16 protein-coding genes and 1 other RNA gene are annotated in these 18256 nt (G+C 72.0%); 3 read left to right on the top strand and 14 right to left on the bottom strand.

All coding sequences use genetic code 11. From position 1 onward, the window contains the following. The first annotated feature begins 26 nt into the window (after nucleotides 1–26). On the top strand, nucleotides 27–971 hold the full coding sequence (locus AB5J73_RS18275) for an AAA family ATPase (RefSeq protein WP_370970875.1): 945 nt from the start codon (nucleotides 27–29) through the stop codon (nucleotides 969–971). Here AB5J73_RS18275 and AB5J73_RS18270 read toward each other — a convergent pair. The 14 genes from AB5J73_RS18270 to AB5J73_RS18205 form a co-directional block, all read right to left on the bottom strand. Further along, entirely contained in the window at nucleotides 968–1165 is a 198-nt protein-coding gene (locus AB5J73_RS18270; protein ID WP_370970874.1) for a hypothetical protein, read from the bottom strand. The two genes, AB5J73_RS18275 and AB5J73_RS18270, sit on opposite strands and share 4 nt — an antisense overlap. A 31-nt stretch (nucleotides 1166–1196) precedes the next feature. After that, complete coding sequence (locus tag AB5J73_RS18265) at nucleotides 1197–1406, bottom strand: hypothetical protein (protein WP_370970873.1); 210 nt, start codon at nucleotides 1404–1406, stop codon at nucleotides 1197–1199. 2903 nt (nucleotides 1407–4309) lie between these two features. Next, complete coding sequence (locus AB5J73_RS18260) at nucleotides 4310–5311, bottom strand: C40 family peptidase (protein ID WP_370970872.1); 1002 nt, start codon at nucleotides 5309–5311, stop codon at nucleotides 4310–4312. A 2-nt stretch (nucleotides 5312–5313) separates the two neighbouring features. After that, the gene (locus AB5J73_RS18255; protein ID WP_370970871.1) at nucleotides 5314–5913 is read right to left on the bottom strand and encodes a hypothetical protein; all 600 of its coding nucleotides are present in this window, start codon (nucleotides 5911–5913) and stop codon (nucleotides 5314–5316) included. 3 nt (nucleotides 5914–5916) lie between these two features. After that, on the bottom strand, nucleotides 5917–8001 hold the full coding sequence (locus AB5J73_RS18250) for a magnesium transporter (protein WP_370970870.1): 2085 nt from the start codon (nucleotides 7999–8001) through the stop codon (nucleotides 5917–5919). After that, a complete protein-coding gene (locus AB5J73_RS18245; RefSeq protein ID WP_370970869.1) occupies nucleotides 7998–10952 on the bottom strand; it encodes an ATP-binding protein in 2955 nt (984 codons plus the stop codon). The genes AB5J73_RS18250 and AB5J73_RS18245 overlap by 4 nt, the downstream gene beginning before the upstream one ends. 3 nt (nucleotides 10953–10955) lie before the next feature. Next, nucleotides 10956–11483 carry a hypothetical protein gene (locus AB5J73_RS18240; RefSeq protein ID WP_370970868.1) on the bottom strand — a complete coding sequence of 176 codons (528 nt, stop codon included), beginning with the start codon at nucleotides 11481–11483 and terminating at the stop codon, nucleotides 10956–10958. Between the two features lie 12 nt (nucleotides 11484–11495). Then, nucleotides 11496–11762, bottom strand: coding sequence for a hypothetical protein (locus AB5J73_RS18235; RefSeq protein WP_125307003.1), 267 nt, complete (start codon nucleotides 11760–11762; stop codon nucleotides 11496–11498). A gap of 520 nt (nucleotides 11763–12282) precedes the next feature. Continuing rightward, entirely contained in the window at nucleotides 12283–12417 is a 135-nt protein-coding gene (locus tag AB5J73_RS18230) for a hypothetical protein (protein ID WP_370970867.1), read from the bottom strand. A 631-nt stretch (nucleotides 12418–13048) separates the two neighbouring features. After that, nucleotides 13049–13903 (bottom strand): hypothetical protein, encoded by an 855-nt coding sequence (locus tag AB5J73_RS18225; protein ID WP_370970866.1) that lies wholly within the window; start codon nucleotides 13901–13903, stop codon nucleotides 13049–13051. A 50-nt stretch (nucleotides 13904–13953) separates the two neighbouring features. Beyond that, nucleotides 13954–14349: RNase P RNA component class A (gene rnpB, locus AB5J73_RS18220), an RNA gene on the bottom strand. 20 nt (nucleotides 14350–14369) lie between these two features. Beyond that, entirely contained in the window at nucleotides 14370–15593 is a 1224-nt protein-coding gene (locus AB5J73_RS18215; RefSeq protein ID WP_370970865.1) for an NAD(P)/FAD-dependent oxidoreductase, read from the bottom strand. Beyond that, nucleotides 15590–16390, bottom strand: coding sequence for a 4Fe-4S domain-containing protein (locus AB5J73_RS18210; protein ID WP_370970864.1), 801 nt, complete (start codon nucleotides 16388–16390; stop codon nucleotides 15590–15592). The genes AB5J73_RS18215 and AB5J73_RS18210 overlap by 4 nt, the downstream gene beginning before the upstream one ends. 8 nt (nucleotides 16391–16398) lie before the next feature. Next, nucleotides 16399–17067: a DUF4142 domain-containing protein gene (locus AB5J73_RS18205; protein ID WP_370970863.1), complete on the bottom strand. Its 669-nt coding sequence runs from the start codon at nucleotides 17065–17067 to the stop codon at nucleotides 16399–16401. A 248-nt stretch (nucleotides 17068–17315) separates the two neighbouring features. Between AB5J73_RS18205 and AB5J73_RS18200 the strand changes: the two genes are divergently transcribed. Both AB5J73_RS18200 and AB5J73_RS18195 read left to right on the top strand, forming a co-directional pair. Continuing rightward, complete coding sequence (locus AB5J73_RS18200; RefSeq protein WP_370970862.1) at nucleotides 17316–17894, top strand: sigma-70 family RNA polymerase sigma factor; 579 nt, start codon at nucleotides 17316–17318, stop codon at nucleotides 17892–17894. After that, nucleotides 17891–18244, top strand: coding sequence for a hypothetical protein (locus tag AB5J73_RS18195; RefSeq protein WP_370970861.1), 354 nt, complete (start codon nucleotides 17891–17893; stop codon nucleotides 18242–18244). The genes AB5J73_RS18200 and AB5J73_RS18195 overlap by 4 nt, the downstream gene beginning before the upstream one ends. The last annotated feature ends 12 nt before the right edge of the window (nucleotides 18245–18256 follow it).

Raw genomic sequence — 18256 nt, 5'->3', positions numbered from 1 at the left:
TTCGTTATCAGAAGGGTGCCCGACAAGTGAAGATCGCGTTCGTCGGCAAGGGCGGCAGCGGCAAGACCACGCTCTCGTCGCTGTTCGTCGCGTACCTCGCCGACGCCGGCCTGCCGGTGCTGGCGATCGACGCCGACATCAACCAGCACCTGGCGGTGGCGCTCGGCGCGACCGAGGAAGAAGCACTGGCCTGGCCGACGCTCGGCGACAACATGGCCCTGATCAAGGACTACCTGCGCGGCGACAACCCGCGCATCCCCGACGCGGCGTCGATGATCAAGACGACCCCGCCGGGCCGCGGTTCCCGCCTGGTCCGGCCGTTCGAGGACAACCCGGTCTTCTCGACGTGCTTCCGGCAGCTGGGCGGCGTGCGGCTCGGCGTCACCGGCCAGTTCGACGAGGACGACCTGGGCGTCAAGTGCTACCACTCGAAGGTGGGAGCCGCGGAGCTGCTGCTCAACCACCTGGTGGACGTCGACGGCGAGTACGTCGTGATGGACATGACGGCGGGCGCGGACGCGTTCGCTTCGGGCCTGTTCACCCGGTTCGACGTGACGTTCCTGGTGTGCGAGCCGACGGTGCGCAGCGTCGGCGTGTACCGCCAGTACGCGGACTACGCCCGCGACTTCGGCGTCCGGCTCGTGGTGGTGGGCAACAAGGTGACGGACGCGGAGGACGTCGAGTTCCTCCAGGACCAGGTCGGCGACGCGCTGCTGGGCTGGCTGTCGGCGTCCCGCCACGTCCGCGCGGCGGAGCGCGGCACGGCCCGCCCGATCACCGAGCTGGAGCCCCGCAACCGGGAGACGCTGGCTTCGATGCGAGCCGCGGTGGACGCGGAGCAGCGCGACTGGGCCCGCTACCAGCGCCAGGCGGTGGAGTTCCACCTGCGCAACGCCACGGCGTGGGCCGGCGCCGACCTGGCCTCGCAGGTGGACCCCGACTTCGTCCTGGGCCCGCAGCTACCGGTCTAGTCGTCGTTCCACGAAGCATCGGCGGCGTCGGCCTGCCGGGTCCGTTCCTTGGCGATGTCGAGCGCCCGCCGGGCGGTGGCCTCGTCCGGGTAGGGCCCGAGCAGGTCGACGCTGCGGCTGCGTTCGAGGTGCTCGACCTGGTTGGTGCGGGTGTTGTAGTACCACCCCTGGTCCGGGTTCGGGTCTTTGGACATGCCCCTAGCCTGGCAGCTGCCCGCCCGGCTGTCAGCGCTTGTACTTGTAGGGGATCTCGGTCGGCTGGCCGGTGGGCCCGAAGTCCTGGGGTTCTTCCTGCTGTTCGGGGTGTTCGTCGAACCACCCGCGCGGGGTGCCTCGAGGTGGGGTTTCGGGCTCGGGACGGGTCGTCGGTTGAGGGAGCGGGGTGTCCTTGCCGGGGAAGACCGGGCGCGCGCTGGTGGGCGGAACGGGCGGCATGGTGCCGGGGCCCGGGAAGACCGGCCGAGCTGGGGCGGCGTGGCGGGTGGGGAACGGTTGGGGGGTCGACTCCGGGCCCGGGAAGACGGGCTTGGGGCGGGGGGTTTGGGTGGTGCCCGGTGGTGGGGGGAGCGGCGCTTGAGGGGTGGCTTGGGCCGGAGTTGAGGTGGGGCGCTGCGGGGTGGCTTGCGCGGGGGTTGGGCCCTGCGGGGTGGTCTGTGCCGGGGCTGCCCCGGAAAGCGGCCCCTGCGGGGTGGCTTGCACGGGAGTTGGGCCCGGGCCCTGCGGAGTGGCCTGCGCCGGAGCTGCCCCGGAAAGCGGCCCCTGCGAGGTGGCTTGCGCGGGAGTCGAGCCAGAGGGCGGACCCTGCAGAGAGGCCTGCGCCGGAGCTGCCCCGGAAAGCGGCCCCTGCGGGGTGGCTTGCGCGGGAGTCGAGCCAGAGGGCGGACCCTGCAGAGAGGCCTGCGCCGGAGCTGCCCCGGAAAGCGACTCCTGCGGGGTGGCTTGCGCGGGAGTTGGGCCCGGGCCCTGCGGAGTGGCCTGTGCTGGAGCTGCCCCGGAAAGCGGCCGCTGCGGGGTGGCTTGCGCCGGCGCCGGGCCCTGCGGAGAGGCCTGCGCCGGAGCCGCCCCCGAAAGTGGAACCTGCGGGGCGGCCTGGGCGGGGTCGGCGGGTCCTTGAGCATGCGCCGGGCTGAGTCCGGGGCCCTCGGGCTGCGACGAGGCCGGGCCGGGCACCGGTCCCTGGGGCGGGGTGGCCTCCGCGGGAGTTGGTCCTGGGAGCGGCGCCTGCGGGGCAGCCGAAGTGGTCTCGGCCGGTCCTTGAGCATGCGCGGGGCCGTCGCTGTGCGGCAGAACCGGGCTAGGGCTGGGCACCGGCTCCGGCGGCGTGGCCTCCACCGGAGTTGAGCCCGGGAGCGGGGCAGGGTCTTGAGCGTGCGCCGAGCTGAGCTCGGATCCCTGGCTCTGCGACGAGGCCGTGCCGGGCGCCGCCTCCGAAGCCGCTGGCGTGCGAACCGGAGTCGATCCCGGGGGCGGGGCGGCCGGTCCTTGTGCGGGGCTCACGCCCTCGTTCGACGGCGGGGCCGGGCTGAGGCCGGGCGCCGGCTCCAGCGGAGTGGCATGCGTTGGGATCGGAGTCGATCCCGAAAACGGCGCCTGCGAGGCAGGGTCGGCCGGGCGCTGAGCGTGCGCGGAGCTGAGCCCTTCGCTCTGCGGCGGAGCCGGACTGGGCTCCGGCGCCGGCGCAGGGTCGGAAATCGCTTCTCGTGCGTGCGCCTGGCTAGACCCCGGAACCGGCCCCGGCGAGGTTTCGGGCGGCGGGCCTTGGTCCAACGGCGCCCGCCCGGGAGGCAGCTCCTGTGCAGCGACCGGGGCGGGCTCGGAAGCCGGCTCCTGCGCGGCAGCCGGGCTGGACTCGGGGACCTCCCCCTGCGCGACGGCTGGGCTGGGCTGGGGAACCTGCCCCTGCGCGGCGGGCACCTCCTCCGACGCCGCGGCCGGGCTGGTCTCGGGAACCTGCCCCTGCGCGGCGGCCGGGTCTTCGACGTGCCCCGGTGCGGGGATAGCCCCAGGGGCCGGAGTCTCGATCGGGGTCCCGGATGCCAGGGCCGGGTTGGTGCCGGAAACCGAAAGGTCGGCGGTCCCCCACGGCGGCCGGGGCAGGTGCGAGCCGATCACACCGGGCGACGATTCTCGCTCGCCACTCGATGACTCCGAACCGGCATCCGAGACCGGTTCGGCGGCGTCCTCCGTCGGAGCACTGCCGTGAGCCGGCTCCGGTTCGTCGGCAGGTTCAGGAGCACTGATCTCCGGCGACGGCTGCGCGACGCCGGCCGGCATCGTCGGCGGTCCGGCCTGGAAGTCGGGCGGGACCGGGTGGACCGGCTTCTCCTCCACCGCGGGAGAAACCGACGCAGCAGGAGCCGGCTGTGTCTCGGCGGGGCGCGCGGGAGTCTCGGGCCGCTCCGTTCGGACCGGCCGCGACTCCGCAGCAGACGAACTGGCGCGCGAATCGGCAGGCGAACCGGGGGACCCCACAGCCGGCGCACCGGCGGACGACACAGCGGGCGAACCGGCAGGCGACGCAGCAGACGAACCAGTCGGCGCACCAGCTCCCGGACGTGCCGCATGCCGAGGCCCAGACTGCTCCGCCGAACCCGCCCCGCCCTCCTCCGGACGTCCCCAGGGCACCGGCTGCTCCGGCGTCCCCGGCACCGAAGGTGCCGGCGGCGGCTGGGGCACCGTCCGCCACACCGGCGCCGGCCCGATGTTCATCGGCGCCGGCGCCTGCCCCGGCGTCGGACGCGCCCCGGGAGGCGGCGGAGCCGGACGTGCGACCGGCTTGGGGATCGGGTCCAGTGATGACACCAGCACCGTCGTGTTCAGCGGGTCCTCGACCTTCCGGCCGCTCCGCTCGCGGTAGACCATCTCGCCGTCGGCGTCCATCTCCACCAGGTAGCCCGCCTCCGCGAGCTGCTCCTCGTCGAGGTCCGCCAGTTTCTCGTACCGCGAAGGCACCACCCGGTAGATCGGCCACGCCAGCCGGGCGTGCTCCGCGTGGAACTGGGCCAGCAGGGCCGCCATCTGGTGCTGCCACGGCAGGGACATGCCCTCCGCCAGCGACCTCGGCAGCACGACGTAGCCCGCGTCCACCCCCGGATATCCCTGGCTCAGCTGGTCGGCGAGGGGCGTGCTCGACGCGGGGCGGGCCGACTGCCGGGGTGGCTGGGGCGCGCCGAACAGCGACGCCGGGTCCCGGGGCTCGCTGCCGCCGGACTTGCCTCGCTTGCCGAATTTACGTCCCACGTGCTCATCCTCTGCCAGTACGCGGCCGCCTGCTCGTGGAAAGCGCCGCGACGTCGGGTGAATCGGCCGATTCGTGTCAAGGCCCTCTGCGACCCATGCTAAACGCCGGGGCGGACCGCCTGCGGAACCACTTCCGCCTCGTCGAACTTGAACGGCCGCGTGTGCACGGGCACGCCGGTCTGCTGGGCCTCGACGACCTTGCCGTCGCCCAGGTACATCATCACGTGGTGGATGCTATTCGGGTCCGAAGGGTCGGTGGCCAGGAAGATCAGGTCGCCCGGCTGCGCTTCTCGGACCGGCAGCAACGCGCCGGCGTGGTACTGGTCGCGGGACACGCGCGGCAGGATGATCCCGGCCGACTCGTAGGCGCGGAGCATCAGCCCCGAACAGTCGTACGAGTTCGGGCCGGTGGCGCCCCACACGTACGGCTTCCCCTGCTCGCCCAGCGCGAAACTGATCGCCTGCGCCGCGGCCTGGCTCGGCGGCAGCAGCTGCCCCAGCCCGGTGCCGCAGGCGACGACGTCGACGACCTGGCCGACGTTCTCCACCAGGGTCGCCGCCATCGGCTCCCACTTGTGGTAGCGGTCCGGGAATCCCGAACGCTCGACCGCCTGCGCCGCGTCGCCCGGGCGCTTGTTCTCCCAGTCCGGCACCGCGAGCAGGACGTCGTAGAACTTGTTGACCTCGTACGTCGGGTCGGTGACCTGCGCGACCGTCCCCCAGCCCATCGACGGGCGCATCTGGAAGATGCCGAGGGAGTCGCGGTCGCCGTAGGTGAGGTTGTGCAGCCCGGACTCGGTCATCCCGGCCTGGATCGCCACCTGCCACGCGCGCGGCGCCAGCGAACGCTGCTTGCCGATCGAGATGATCACCGCGACGATGCCGCGCTGCTCGTCGTCGAGCTTGGACGCGTCGACCGTGCCGCGCTCGCCCTGGCCGGGCTGGGTCGGCCCGACCGAGGCGTCGCAGCTCATCAGCGACATGCTCCCCGCCTGGGCCTGCTGGTTGTCGATGACGACCTTCGCGGCGACCGCGGTCACGACCAGTGCGCCGATCGCGACGAACACGATCAGCCCCAGCCACAACCCCAGGCGCCGCACGCTCAGCTCGCCTGGTCGTAGTCGGCGACGCGCCAGCCGGCGTTGGTGCTGATGACCGTGATCGCGAGCTTGGGTCCGTCGGTCGGGATGGTCAGCTGCACCGAGTTCGGGTAGGACGTGCCGACGACCGGGTCACCGGTCACCTTCGTGGCCGGGATGTTCGCCGGGTCCACCGTGCCCATCACCGGCAGGTACTCCTCGGTGGTGAACGGCTTCAGCTGCGCGAGCCACTGGTCGGACGTCATGCCGGCCGGGTGGTTCACCCAGGCCGCGGCCCACTCCTTGGCGACGCGGACGGCGTCGGCGTTCGGCGGGGCCGGGGTCGGCGTGGCCAGCGGGGTGGACAGCCGCGTCGGCAGGTTCGACGTCGGTACCGGCGCGGCGACGCCCGGCGGGGTCGTGGTGACGGACGTGGTGGTCCCGGTGGTGGGCGACGCCTTCGCCTGCGGCTTGCCGACGACCTTGGGCAGCACGATGCCGAGCGCGGTGATGACGATCGCGAGGAACACGAGCGCGCCGATGAGGTGGCGCGGCGAGCGCAGCGGCCAGCCCCACAGGCGCCGGTAGACCGCGGCGCGGCCGCGGTTGGTGCGGATCGGCATCGGTCACCGCCCCATGACGTGGTCGGTGTCCCGCGGTTCCTCGCGGACTTCGATGCCCCGCGAAGGCCGGTACAGCACGAACACCGGCTTGCCGGCGACGACTTCCGGGTCGACGCGCCGCGGCTGCGCGCGCACCCCCGGCGCCCGGGGCGCGTCCTGCGCCGGGTAGTCGCTGAACCCGGATTCCGGCGCCCGCAGGTCGGACGGCACGACGACGGGCTCGGGCTCGTCGTTCCACCGCCGGTCGGCCACCGGCGAGGTGTCGACGCGCCGGCTCTCCTCCCGCGTGGTCGGCCGGCCGTTGGCCCCGACGACGACGTAGTCGCCCGGGTCGCCGTTGGCGGGGTTGTACTGGCCGAACACCGACGAGCCGGGCCGCCCGCCCGCGGGCAGCGCGCCCGCGGCACCGCCGCCTCCGACGGCGCCCGGCCAAGCCCCGGACCAAGCGGCGGCCGGGCGGGCGGCACCCGAGGCGTTGTCGAGCCGCTGGGCGTTGGCGAAGATCGTGGCCTCCGGCCGGAACCGGCCACCACCGTGGGTCGCCCCGAGCGGCCCGCGCTGCTCACCGTCGACGACGTCATCGGTGTCCCGCACGTTCTGCCAGAACTCGTCCTGCGGCGTCGGACCGTTGCGGTTGCGCTTGAAGCGGGAGAAGATCCCGCCCCCGGGCGACGGCACGGCGGCGCCGACCATGCTGACCGACATCTCGACCATCTGCCACAGCCGGCGCACGGGCCGCCCGACCATGAACAGCAGCACGGTGATGAGCCCGGCGAGGACCATCTGCGTGAGCATGTTCAGCGAGTTGCTCGCGTCGAAGATGGCCTGCAGGAGCAGGGCGTGCACCCCGGCGAGCACGGAGAGCACGACGAGGTTGAACGCGACCCCGCCGGCGACCTTGAGCACGCGGCGCAGGATCTCCGGGTGCAGGAGCGCCACGAGCCCGATGAGCGGGGCGGTGAGGGCGAAGAGGCGGATCAGGACCTGGGCGAGGAGGACTGACGCCTTGGCCAGGAGCTGGAAGAGGGAGTAGACGAGGGCCTGGCCGAGGGAGAGGAAGCCCGCGCCGGTGCGGCCGCCGGCTTCGCCGGTGAAGTAGCCGGTGGCGGGGCCGAGCTTGGTGGAGATGTCCTTGTAGGCGTTCTTCTTGCCGTCGATGACGGCCTGGTTGCCGTCGTCGCCGTTTCGCAGCTGCGCCCAGGTGAACGCCTGCGCGTCCAGCAGCGGGCGGCCGAACTGGTCGGCCTGCGGCGCGGTCGGCGAACCGAACTCCCCGCGGATCCAGTTCTTGTAGACGATCTCGTTGTGCAGGTTCGTCGGCAGCACGTGCCGGATGACCCGGTTGTCGGAGTCGTCGACGAACCCGGCTTGGATGTTCGTCGTGGTCTGGACGATCGCCTTGTCGATCGGGTCGAAGTACCGCAGCATCGCCAGCGACGAGGCGGCGAGCCAGACGCCGGCCAGCGCGTACAGCGCCCGTTTGCTGACCGCGGCGAGGTCACCGCGCCAGATGTTGCGGAACAGCATGATCGACATGACCAGCGCGACCAGCCCGAACAGCTGGGCGTAGATGTTGTTGTAGACCTTCTCCGCGCCCGACTTCACCGCGCTGTAGATCGGGTTGAGCAGGCCGCCCTCGAGCACGGTGTAGTGCAGCGAGTTCGTCGCGCCGACGATGTTCTTGCCCAGGTTGAACAGCTGGTTGCCGCCCCAGGTGTCGAGCGTCGAGCCCGGCGGCGTCAGGTTCAGCCCGGAGCAGTTCGTCTCGAAGGTGTTCCAGACGAACCCGGCGTAGCTGTAGTCGACGTACGCGCTGCCCGCCTCGCCGTGGCCTTCGGCGGGGTCGATCGCGCCGACCATGCCCGCGCCGGGGCGTTCCGGGTTGGGGGCCTCGCCGCACGCTGCCGCGCTCGCCGCCGGGGCCGTGGCGATCGCCTGCAGGCCGAGGACGAGCATGACGGCGAACATCGTCGCCTTGCGTCCGGGTGTGCGCCGGCCTGGCCGCGGGCCTTCCTTGATCCGCCGCTTGAGCGAGTGCCATCCCGCGGCCATCGTCAGCAGGACCGCGAGCGTCAGCACGGTGTTCATGCGGCGTCCCGGCCGGTGCCGCCCTTTCCACCCGTGCGGGCGTGCTGCTGCCCGTTGGACGGCTGCACCCCGCCCTCCACTTCCCCGGTCTCCGACGCCAAGGGATCCGGCGCGCCCAGGAGGTTCTCGTCGGCCAGGCCGACCTCCAGTTCCGCCGCCAGCTCGAAGTCCTGCTCCAGCTCGATGTCGTCCTCCGGCGGGACCGCGACGTACGGCTTCTTCTCCTCCGCCGGCAACGCCAGCTCGTTCCCAGGACGCCGCGAAGGCGCGGCGTCCTTCGAACCCGGGGTCGTGTCCATGACCGCGCGCAGGTGATCGAGGTGCGGGCCCGAGAAGTCGACGCGGATGCGCTCCACGCCGCCGGCACCGTCGCCGAAGATGAACTGGCGGGGCTCGACGTCGCGCTCCAAGCCACTCCGCTGCGCTCCAGGACGACGGCCCAAAGCAGCGACAACCTGCTCGTAACCGACACCCACCGGGACCTTCAGCAGACGCAGCGCGTCCGCCTGGGCGTCGTCGTCGTCCAGACGACCCACGAACACCGAGTCCAGCAGGGCCACGAAGCCCTGGATCTTCAGGAAGTCCGCCGGGATCTGCGAGGACAGCAGCACGCGGACGTTCCACTTCCGCGAGTCACGCGCGAAGCGGTTCATCAGCACGCGGCCGGTCGGGACCTCGGACAGGAAGAACGCCTCGTCGATCCAGACGCCCTTGCGCATCTCCTTGGGCTTCTCGTACACCGACCGCTGGGTCAGCCACGCCGCCAGGTTCAGCATCTCGACGCCGAGCGACTCCGCGTCCGTCCAGTACTCGCGGGGGACGCCGTCCTTCGGCAAGGTCAGGCCGGCCATCGTCAGGACCGTCAGGCGGTCGTCACGCGTTTCCGAATACGGGTCCGCGTCCGTCTCCGGGATGAGCAGCGCCATCCGCTCGCGCATCTCGTCGAGGAAGTCCGCGACGACGCCCGCGTGCTCGTGGTGCTCGCTCGAATCCCGCCGGAGCGCGTCGATCACCTGGCCCGGGTCGGCGTCGAACCGGCCACCCACGGTCCGGACCGCGCGCAGCAGCACGATCCGGGTCTGGGCCATCCGCGAGACCTCGTACGGCAGGACGCCCGTCAGCACGTCGAGCACCAGACGCCGGCGCGTCGCGCCCGCCAGTGCCTTCTCGCGGCGCCACGACCGTTCCGGGTCGTCCTCGTCCATGAAGTGCTCGATCAGCGGCTCGGCGACCACCCGGTACGGGTTCAGGATCCCCGGCTGGGCGTTGAGCAGGTTGATCGGGCGCGCGTACGGCCGCAGCTCCGGCAGGTCGCACAGCCGCGACAGCGGGCCGGACGGGTCGAGGATCGTCCAGTTCGCCCCGGCGCGCAGCGTCTTGTAGACGATGCCGCCGCCGAGGAACGACTTGCCGCCACCCAGGCCGGCGACCATCGCCGTCAGGCCCGAGCCGTCGCGGATCTCCTGGGCCATCCACGGGTCCCAGGCCACCGGGCGGCGGGTCGCCGTGCACGTCTCGCCGAGCAGGATGCCGCGGCGGTCGCCGACCTCCGCGGTCGCCGTCGGGACCGCCGAAGCGCCCCAGACGACCGAGCCGCGGCGCATGTACGCCGCCGAGGCCAGCGGCTCGCCCGGGATGAACTCCCTGGCCAGCGCGTACTGGGCTTCGGGGTGCTCGATGGCGATCTTCGGCTTGTACAGGTCGAGCAGCTGCTGGGCCAGGCGCAGCGCGTCGCGCTCGGTCGGGCCGGACACCGCCAGCCGCCACCAGGAGCGCACGCGGGTGGCCAGCGCGGTGAAGCCCGACGTCATCTCGTCGTCGATCTCCAGCACGCGCCCGGCCTGCCGGGACAGCGACTGCGGCGGTTCCAGCTCGTGCTCGTCGGTGTAGTGCTTGACCTGCGAACGCACCTTGTTCATCTGGCGCTGCAGCTCGCCGGCGACCTCTTCGGGGCGCCGGACGTAGATGCGCGCGGACACCTCGACCGCGGCCGGCAGCCGGTCGGCGTGCTGGATCCACGGGTCGTCGACCTCGGGGATCTGCAGGCCGTGCATCTGCCCGACGGTCAGGACCGCCAGGTGCCGCGAGACGCCGGCGTTGGAGCCGGTGCGGCCGCGGACGGTCACCGTCGGCGCGTACGGCTCGGCGTAGAAGTCGGCGGCGTCGGTGAAGCTGGCCAGGTCTTCGGGCTCCCAGGCCGCGCCCGGCACGGCGGGCATGTTCCGCGGCGCGGGCAGGCCGAGGGAGCACGAGCGGTGCATCAGCCAGGACATCTCCTCGGCGTGCACCGGACGGCCTTCCAGCCCGGCGCTGCCGATGACCTGGTCGAGGTGCTCGACCTCGGAGTCCAGCGCGGTCAGCTCGGCGTCGACGGCCTCGGGCAGGATCTTGCGCAGCACCGGCGCGGCGCGTTCGACCGCGCGGTCGACCATCCGCCGGGTCTGCACCTGGACCCCGATGTAGACCTCTTTTTCGGCCATCGAGCGGCCCATGAGCTGCTGCTGCTCGCCGATCAGGTAGTCGTCGAACGACATCGCGCCCGGGACGTCCTGGGGACGGCCGTGCGCGTTGTAGACGTGCGCCTCGGCCCACATCCGGATCGGGTACGGCCGGTTCGTCACGCGCAGGTGCAGCCAGCGGCCCTGCAGCTCGGCGTACTGGCCGGCGATGGCCGCGATCAGGTCGCGCCGCTGCGAGTCCGAGCGGAACGACCAGCGCTGCGGCGCGAGCCGGTACCAGGCGTAGACCTCGAACCCGGTGCGGACCAGGTGCCCGTCGATGCTTCGCACCGCGATCGACGGGGTATACGCGGGGATCGCCTGCTCCCCGGTCAGGCGCCGGGCCTTGCCACCCGAGCCGTTCCGCGACGCGCGGACCTGCTCGGGCGGTTGCCACGCGCCCGAGTGTGCGTCCCGACCCCGTTTTCCTCGGCTATCGCCGCGACCGAACAACGACTACCTCCCGGCCCGGGCCGCGTTGCCGCGGCCCCGGCGCGCTCGTGGTGCTCCCTGGTGAACCGGCGCGGCGGCGCGGCGCGCCCCCGTCGAGGGTGGCATGGGCGGCGCCGCACCCGGCTGGCCGCCGTGGTGCTGGTACTGCCGCCTCCGGCGGTGCTTCGGCAACGGGCGCTCGGCCCGCACCCGGACCCGGCTGGCGCTCACCGCGCCGCCCGTGCCCGTGGTCAGTTCTCTCGGGGTGTTGAGCTCGCGCCCCGCCATCGCGACCACGGTGCCGAGCGGGCGCTCGTGGCTGATCTTGGCGGTCAGCAGCCGGGTGACGACGATGGTGGCGACGAACGCCCACGCCGTCGAAAAGAACCCGAAGTTCCAGCCCGCCCAGCGTTCGACGCCGAGCACGACGAAGAACGTCGGGATGCCGATGAGCCAGGCGACGTACCGGGCTCTCCAGGGAAAAGTCGCTTTCGGGGGACCGAGCCACACGGCGTCGACCCGGTAGACCTCGTCATCCGTCCTGATACGCACGCGGGCCCCGCCTCAGCCGGTGAACAGGCCGGCGATCCACTGGCCCACGTTGACGCCGGCCCCGCTGACCGCGAGTCCGATGATGGCGAGCGCGATGACGACACCGGCGAGCCGGCGCATGACACCGGCGTTGTCGCCCTTGCCGCCACCGAGCCAGAGCAGGAGGAGCGCTACGGCCAGCAGCACCAGGGGAATGATGTTGTCGATCAGCCAGGTGCGCACGTTTCCCGTGCCCAGCTCGCCGGCGGCCAGCGTGTCGAGGGTGGTCAAGGTCGTCATCGCGATACTCCCGGTGCGCGGTGGGGGCCGCGCGGTTCTGGCTCAGGCGGTGCTTCGAACAACATCATGGGGGCTACGAGGGGTAGTGGTCAAAGCGCGCTGCGTGAATACCGGCTGCCTCTTCAACCGGTGCGGTGCGCGTGGCACAGGAAAACTCCACGCCCACCATCATCGCGGCAAGGGCCCTCGGGTTGAACCCCGGCCACCCATACTTCTCAGTGTGCTGACGAACTCACCCCTATGCCCGGGATTTGCTCACTGTGGGTACTGGCACCGTGGCCGTTGTGCGGCCTGGAACAGTGTGACATGACCCGAACGGCCGTGTCGCGTGAGTCCGTTCTGTGACGACCCCTCGGCCGGTCGGCGGCCATGTCGATCTTGGAGACCGCCTCCGTCCGTCACGCGGCGCTCAGGACTTCACAAGTTTTTCACTACATAGCGTGATCTTGAGTGCTAAAGGCGACGCTTGGCGAAGATGCGCCCCCGGCGTCGCCCGTACGCCGGGGGCGCACCCAGGCCATCAGCCGGCGATCCTCAAAAGGACGAGGAAAGCGACCAAGTCGTGCACGACCGCGGCCAAGTCCGACCCGCGGACCAAAAGCACGACCGCGGACAGGGTGGCCAGGGCGATCGCGAGCCTGCCGAGCAGCTGCATGGAGTCAGTACAGCGTCGATGCAACTTCTTGCTGGCCAAGATTTTGATCAGTGCCCACCACAGGGTGCGACGGGGCTCCGAGGCTGGGTCACGTCGTTTGCTGCCGTTACTCTTGGACATGCGGCACTCTCCTGCTCGTCAGACGCGTGCGGATTTGTCGTGTTGGGGCGTCGCCTGTTGCAGCAGGTGGCGCCCCGTTTGCCTGGGCCGGCAGCTTCACGCCGCCTGTCATGGGATGTGTGTCCAGGTTTGCCTCCGGCGTCAGCGAGGCCGCACGGTTGCAGCTCAGGGGTCGCTTCGAACAACATCATGGAAGCCACTTGCCGTAGTGGTCAAAGCACGCTGCGTAGATACCGGCTGCCTTGTCGACCGTTGTGGCAGGCGTGGCACAACGAAAATCCACCCCACCACCGTTGCGCCGATGGCACTCGGAGCAGACCCCTGCCACCCATAGTTCTCAGCGTGCTGAGAACTCACCCCGATGCCCGGGACTTGCTCACGCCGAGCGCCGACACCGCCGCGACCACGCGTGGCCGACGCAGGGCGACTCGATCGACCGCGAGCTCAGTCTGGCGACATCTCCGTCGATTTCGAAGCCAGGCACCACCGGCAAGTAGCGTGATCTTGAGTGCTAAGGGCGACGCTTCGCGAAGACGCCGTCCGGGAACGCCCCAGCCTCCACGACGCGGCGGCTGAGCTCACGGCACAGCTCCTCGAGCCGCGCGGTCCGCTCGCCCCCGAGCCGCTCCCACGGCCCCCGCGAGGCGGCCTCCGTCGCGACCTCGACCCGGTCGCGGGCCGCGACGCCTTCTTCCGTCAGCAGGCTTTCGGCGTCCAAGAGGCCGCGGTCGACGAGCCGGGCTTCGGCGGCGGCCCACTGCTCGTCGCTCCAGCCGCGGGTCAGCTTGGCGGTGGCGGTGAGGAAGCCGCGGCCGGTGGCCACGTGGGTGACCAGTGCTTCGATGCCGCTCAGGCCGTTGAGGACGAGGGCGGCGATGTGGCCGTCGCCGCGGTACTCGCGGATCAGCGTGATGGCGTGCCACAGGACGAGGTGCGGCTCCCCCGGCCAGCCGAGCCCCGCGTGCGCGGCGTAGAGCGGCCTGCCCTCCGCGGTGCACCCGGCGGCGGCTTCGCGCGCGAGTTCGGCGGCTTCGGCGACCTCGTCGCTCTTCACGTGGTCGCCGAGCAGCCGGGTCAGCGCCTTGTCGACGCCGTCGACGCGGGCTTCGAGGACCTGCTCCGGCGTCGCCAGGGTCCAGGCGCGCGGGATCACGCGGGCGACGACCTCGGGGTTGAAGTTGTAGAACGTGGCCGCGACGACCTCGGGCCCGACCGCCCCCATGGCCGCGGACCGGCCCGCGAAGTACGGCATCCGGCCCGGCCGGAGTCCGGCGCCCGTGAGCGCTTCGTCCACCTCGGGAGCGAAGTACGCCAGGGCGTGCAGGGAATCGAACGCCGACTTGAACCGCTTCTCGTCACCCGCCATAGCGGCACCCTACTACCGGGTAACCGCCGGGGAAACCAGTCGCTGGGAGGCGGACGAGCTGGCATGTAAGCCGGATCCTGTTCCCCGGTCGCCTCGCGGCTCCCGGGGCGGCGGCCATCCATCTCGGCCTGCCGTCGCCGGCAGGCTCCAGCGGCCTACCCGCAGACTCGGACGGGCCGTCCTCGAACGCCTGCGCAGGAGCTCGTGAGCTCCCTCTTGGCCTTGCTCCGGGTGGGGTTTACCTAGCCGTCCCGGTCACCCGGGACGCTGGTGGTCTCTTACACCACCGTTTCACCCTTACCCCCGCCCGAAAGCGGGGGCGGTCTGTTTTCTGTGGCACTTTCCCGCGGGTCGCCCCGGGTTGCCGTTAGCAACCACCCTGCCCCGTGGAGTCCGGACTTTCCTCGGGCCGGGTCGCCCCGGCCCGCGACCGCCCTGCCAGCTCGTCCGCAGCCTGGATGGTAGCTCAGTAGCCGGCCGCCGCCTCGCTGTGGTGGCGTGGGCGGACCACCGGTGGCGCGGGGTGCTGGCGGGCCAGTTCGGCCGTCCAGTGCAGGACGGCGGCGGGGCTGTCCAGGCCGATGAGCCCGATCAGCTTGCCGTGGCGGACGAAGCCGGTGATCGGCCGCGTGCCGGGGACGGGGCTCTCCAGCAGGACGGTGTCGGCGCCGAGGGCGGGGCGGCCGGCGACCTGGATGCGGACGCCGTGCTGTTCGGACCAGTAGCGCGGCACCGGCGTGTACGGCCGCGCGCCCTGCGGGCCGGTGAGGAGGTTTTCCGCGGCCGCGCGGCTCATTTCGACGGCGTTGAGCCAGTGTTCGTCGCGCCGCGGGGCCGGGTCGTAGCGCAGGTTGGGCCAGCGGGCGACGTCGCCGGCCGCGACGATCGTCGACGAGCCGACGACGTGGCAGGTGGGCTCGCAGACGACGCCGTCGTCGAGGGGCAGCTTGGCGCCGCGCAGCCAGGACACCGCCGGGACGCTGCCGACGGCGACGACGACGCACGCGACTTCGAGCGCGCGGCCGTCGGCGAACTCGAGCCCGACGGACGTCGGCCCGGGGCGCCAGCGGCGGATCGTGGTGCCGAGTTCGAGGTGGACGCCGCGGGCGGTGTGCAGCGCGGTGAGCCAGTCGCCGATGTCGGGGCCGAGGACGTCGGCCAGCAGCGGGCGCGACCGTCCGATGAGGACGACCCCGCGGTCGGTCTCGCGGAGGCTGGAAGCGACTTCGCAGCCGATGAAGCCGTCGCCGATCACGGCGACCGGGCCGGGATTGCCGGCCAAGGCGCGCTGGAGGGCGACGGTGTCGGCGAGGGTGCGGACGACGACCACGCGCGGGTGGCCGTGCGGCGCGCCCGGCATCCGCCGGGGTTCGACGCCGGTCGCGATGATCAGGCCGTCGTAGCGGAGCTCCTCGTCGCGGAGGTGGACGACCTGCCGGTGCGGGGACAGCGCCGTGACCGGGGTGTCGAACCGCCATTCGGCGTCGACTTCGAGGGGATCGGCGAGGAGGGTGTCGGCGCGGCTGACCGCGCCGGTGAGGAGCTGCTTGGACAGCGCCGGGCGGTGGTAGGCGATGCCGGGTTCGGCGCCGAGGACGACGACTTCGCCGTCGAACCCGAGTTCGCGCAGCCGCTCGGCGGCGCGCAGGCCGGCCAGGCCGGCTCCGGCGATGACGATGCGTTCGCTCATCTGATCGCTCCCAGCAGGTGGATGGCGCGCATGGGACAGGCGCGCGCGGCGGCGCGGACGTTCGGGGCCTCCTCGGCCTCGGGGCGTTTCTCGTACTCGAGCCGGCCGTCCTGGCCGAGCTGGAACACCTGCGGCGCCTCGCTTTGGCAGACGCCGTAGGCGTGGCAGCGGTGGCTGTCGACGTCGACGCGCAGGGCCGCCGGTTCCGGCTCGGGCGGGGTGATCAGCCCGGCGCGGGCGAGCATCGCCGCCGGCAGCACCCGCAACACCGACAGCAGGACCGGCGGGACGAGCAGCGTGATCCCGGCCAGCCAGACCACGGCCAGGTGCCCGCTCGCGACGGCGCCGAGCCAGGCGTGCACGGCGAGCAGGCCGATCGCGAGGTAGCCGGCCTGGTGGAAGCGCAGCCAGCGGGCTTCCCGCGCGCCCCGGCGCAGGCCCGCCGTCACCGACACGGCGATCACCAGCTCGAGGCCGGCGATGCCGATGGCGTGCCGCGGGGCCCCGTCGTAGAAGGGGAGCAGGAGGTCGGCGGCGCCGAACGGGTCGTCCTCGAGGAAGAGGAAGGTCAGCCCGTGCACGGTGCCGGTGGCGAGGGTGAACGCGGCGAGCAGGACGTGCCCGGTGCGCAGCGCGTCCTGGCCGCTGAACCGGCGGACCCAGCCGGTGGCGGCGAGCACCCCCCAGCACAGGGTGAGGCACATGCAGAGGTAGGTGAGGCGGCCGGAGAGCGCGGCCGCCTCGGCGATCCCGGTGTCGTGCGGCGACACCGGGATCAGCGCGGCTGAGGGGGACATGGGGCGGCTTACCTCCGGGTGCGCGGCGGGGTCCTGCCGGGAGTTCCGAGCAGGCGGAGCAGGCCGAACGTGGCGACGGCGGCGAGGGCCACGAGGACGGCGCCGACGGCGAAGTCGCCGCCGCCGAGGGTGTCGTCTTCGGTGGCGGAAACGAGCAGGGACGTGGTTTCGGCGAGCCCGGTGCTCTCCAGGAGCGTCAGGTGCCCGAGCGCGGTGTCGACGGCGGTCTGGGCGAACGCGCGGACGTCGTCGTCGCGGGTGCCGGCGCGGACGTCGGAGGCGAGCGCGAAGAGACTGCCGTACTCGGCGCGGAGCCGGTTGACGTAGGCGCGGTCGAACGCGTCGCCGGAGTCCGCGGTGAGTTCGGCCGCCCAGGCGCGCTCCTGGCCGGTGGGCTCCCCCGGGAGGGTGATCGCGAGCCGGTCGGCGACCGCGCGCAGGGCGACGTCGAGGCGGGCCTGGTCGTCGGCGATGCGGACGGCGACGGCGCGGACGCGGCGGTTGGTGGCCCGCTCGGCGGCGAGCCTGCTCGACGGCCCGGCCCACAGCGTGTGCTGCTTCAGCCGGGTCAGCAGGGTGCGGTCGATCTGCTGGAGTTCGCCGGCGGACGCCGGGATCGCGCAGCCGAGCGCGAACGCGGCCACGGCGGCCAGCAGCGCCACGAATCGGAGCGGCATCCCCGTTGTCCCTTCGCGATGGAGTCCTCACCGGGAGCTACGGGAGAAAGGTGGGTTCCGGTTCTCGCTGTCACCTTTTAGTGACCTGTGACGTGCATCACAAGACACATTCTGAACCGATCTTGGATGACGGTCGTTGACGCCGCGGCCAATAGGGCACCGAAACTAATGCATATGGCCTATTAAGTGTTTTTGCGCTACGCTCCGATGGCCCCACGGTCCGCCAGTCAGGTGAGGTTGCGAGCTTTATGGAAGCACTGGGCAGAGAAAGTCGCGGCCACGTCGGCTACGCCTCGTCCGCCACCGCGGTCGACGCCGTGCCGGACCTGGCGGACGACCTCGTCCCGTTGCTGTACAAGGACTTCCGCGCCACCCTGTTCGCGCAGGTACTGGCCCTGACCAACCACGACCGGCAGTGGGCCGAAGACGTGGTGCAGGAGACCATGATCCGCGCGTGGCAACACTCGGACACCCTCGAACGCGAGCCCGGAATGCTGCGCGGCTGGCTGCTCACGGTGGCCCGCCGGATCGTCATCGACGGCTGGCGAAATCGCCGGGTCCGCCCGCAGGAGGTCGCTCTGGACATCCCGGAAAACGCCGAGTCCGCCGACCGAGCGGACAGTTCGTTAGCCGCACTAACGATTACTCGGGCATTGGGAGAACTGGACGCGAAATACCAGTCGGTCATCTACGAGACTTACCTCGCCGGAAACACGGTTCGGCGGGCGGCGGAAATTCTGGGAATTCCGGAAGGAACCGTGAAATCACGGTTGTACACGGCGATGCGGCAATTGCGGAAAGCGCTCGGCGAAGTGGCGGTGCGATGACGGGGAAGCACCGGGACGCCGCGGCGCACGGGCTCGGCGTCCTCGACGACCCGGCGGAGTTCGAAACGCACTTGCGGGACTGCGCCCGCTGCCGGGTCCTGGTCGCCGAGTTCCGTTCGGTGGGCGAAGCGCTGGCGGAGGCGGACCGGCTCGGGTACCTCCCCCGCGGCGGCGCACGGCCCGGCGGTTCGGCCGGGCCCGGCTACCCGCTGCCCGACGGGGGTGCGGCCGGGCCGGCCGGCGGGGAGGACCGGTTCGCATCGGCTGCGTCCATCGTCTCCCCTGCTCGTGTCGTGGCCGGTACCGGCCGCGCTCCGCGGGATCTCCCCTGGTCGGCCGGATTCCAGTAGTCTGCCCCAACC

The sequence above is a fragment of the Amycolatopsis sp. cg9 genome (genome assembly GCF_041346945.1).
Classification (GTDB): Bacteria; Actinomycetota; Actinomycetes; order Mycobacteriales; family Pseudonocardiaceae; genus Amycolatopsis.
Note: the sequence above shows the minus strand (reverse complement) of the source record. Positions and strands in the feature narration are given on the sequence as shown.

Bases quoted from the DNA above. Each gene is read 5' to 3' on its own strand.
- AB5J73_RS18270 (WP_370970874.1), bottom strand. From the start codon at position 1,165: ATGTCCAAAGACCCGAACCCGGACCAGGGGTGGTACTACAACACCCGC.
- AB5J73_RS18265 (WP_370970873.1), bottom strand. From the start codon at position 1,406: ATGCCGCCCGTTCCGCCCACCAGCGCGCGCCCGGTCTTCCCCGGCAAG.
- AB5J73_RS18255 (WP_370970871.1), bottom strand. From the start codon at position 5,913: ATGCCGATCCGCACCAACCGCGGCCGCGCCGCGGTCTACCGGCGCCTG.
- AB5J73_RS18250 (WP_370970870.1), bottom strand. From the start codon at position 8,001: ATGAACACCGTGCTGACGCTCGCGGTCCTGCTGACGATGGCCGCGGGA.
- AB5J73_RS18235 (WP_125307003.1), bottom strand. From the start codon at position 11,762: ATGACGACCTTGACCACCCTCGACACGCTGGCCGCCGGCGAGCTGGGC.
- AB5J73_RS18230 (WP_370970867.1), bottom strand. From the start codon at position 12,417: ATGCAGCTGCTCGGCAGGCTCGCGATCGCCCTGGCCACCCTGTCCGCG.
- AB5J73_RS18225 (WP_370970866.1), bottom strand. From the start codon at position 13,903: ATGGCGGGTGACGAGAAGCGGTTCAAGTCGGCGTTCGATTCCCTGCAC.
- AB5J73_RS18215 (WP_370970865.1), bottom strand. From the start codon at position 15,593: ATGAGCGAACGCATCGTCATCGCCGGAGCCGGCCTGGCCGGCCTGCGC.
- AB5J73_RS18210 (WP_370970864.1), bottom strand. From the start codon at position 16,390: ATGTCCCCCTCAGCCGCGCTGATCCCGGTGTCGCCGCACGACACCGGG.
- AB5J73_RS18205 (WP_370970863.1), bottom strand. From the start codon at position 17,067: ATGCCGCTCCGATTCGTGGCGCTGCTGGCCGCCGTGGCCGCGTTCGCG.
- AB5J73_RS18200 (WP_370970862.1), top strand. From the start codon at position 17,316: ATGGAAGCACTGGGCAGAGAAAGTCGCGGCCACGTCGGCTACGCCTCG.
- AB5J73_RS18195 (WP_370970861.1), top strand. From the start codon at position 17,891: ATGACGGGGAAGCACCGGGACGCCGCGGCGCACGGGCTCGGCGTCCTC.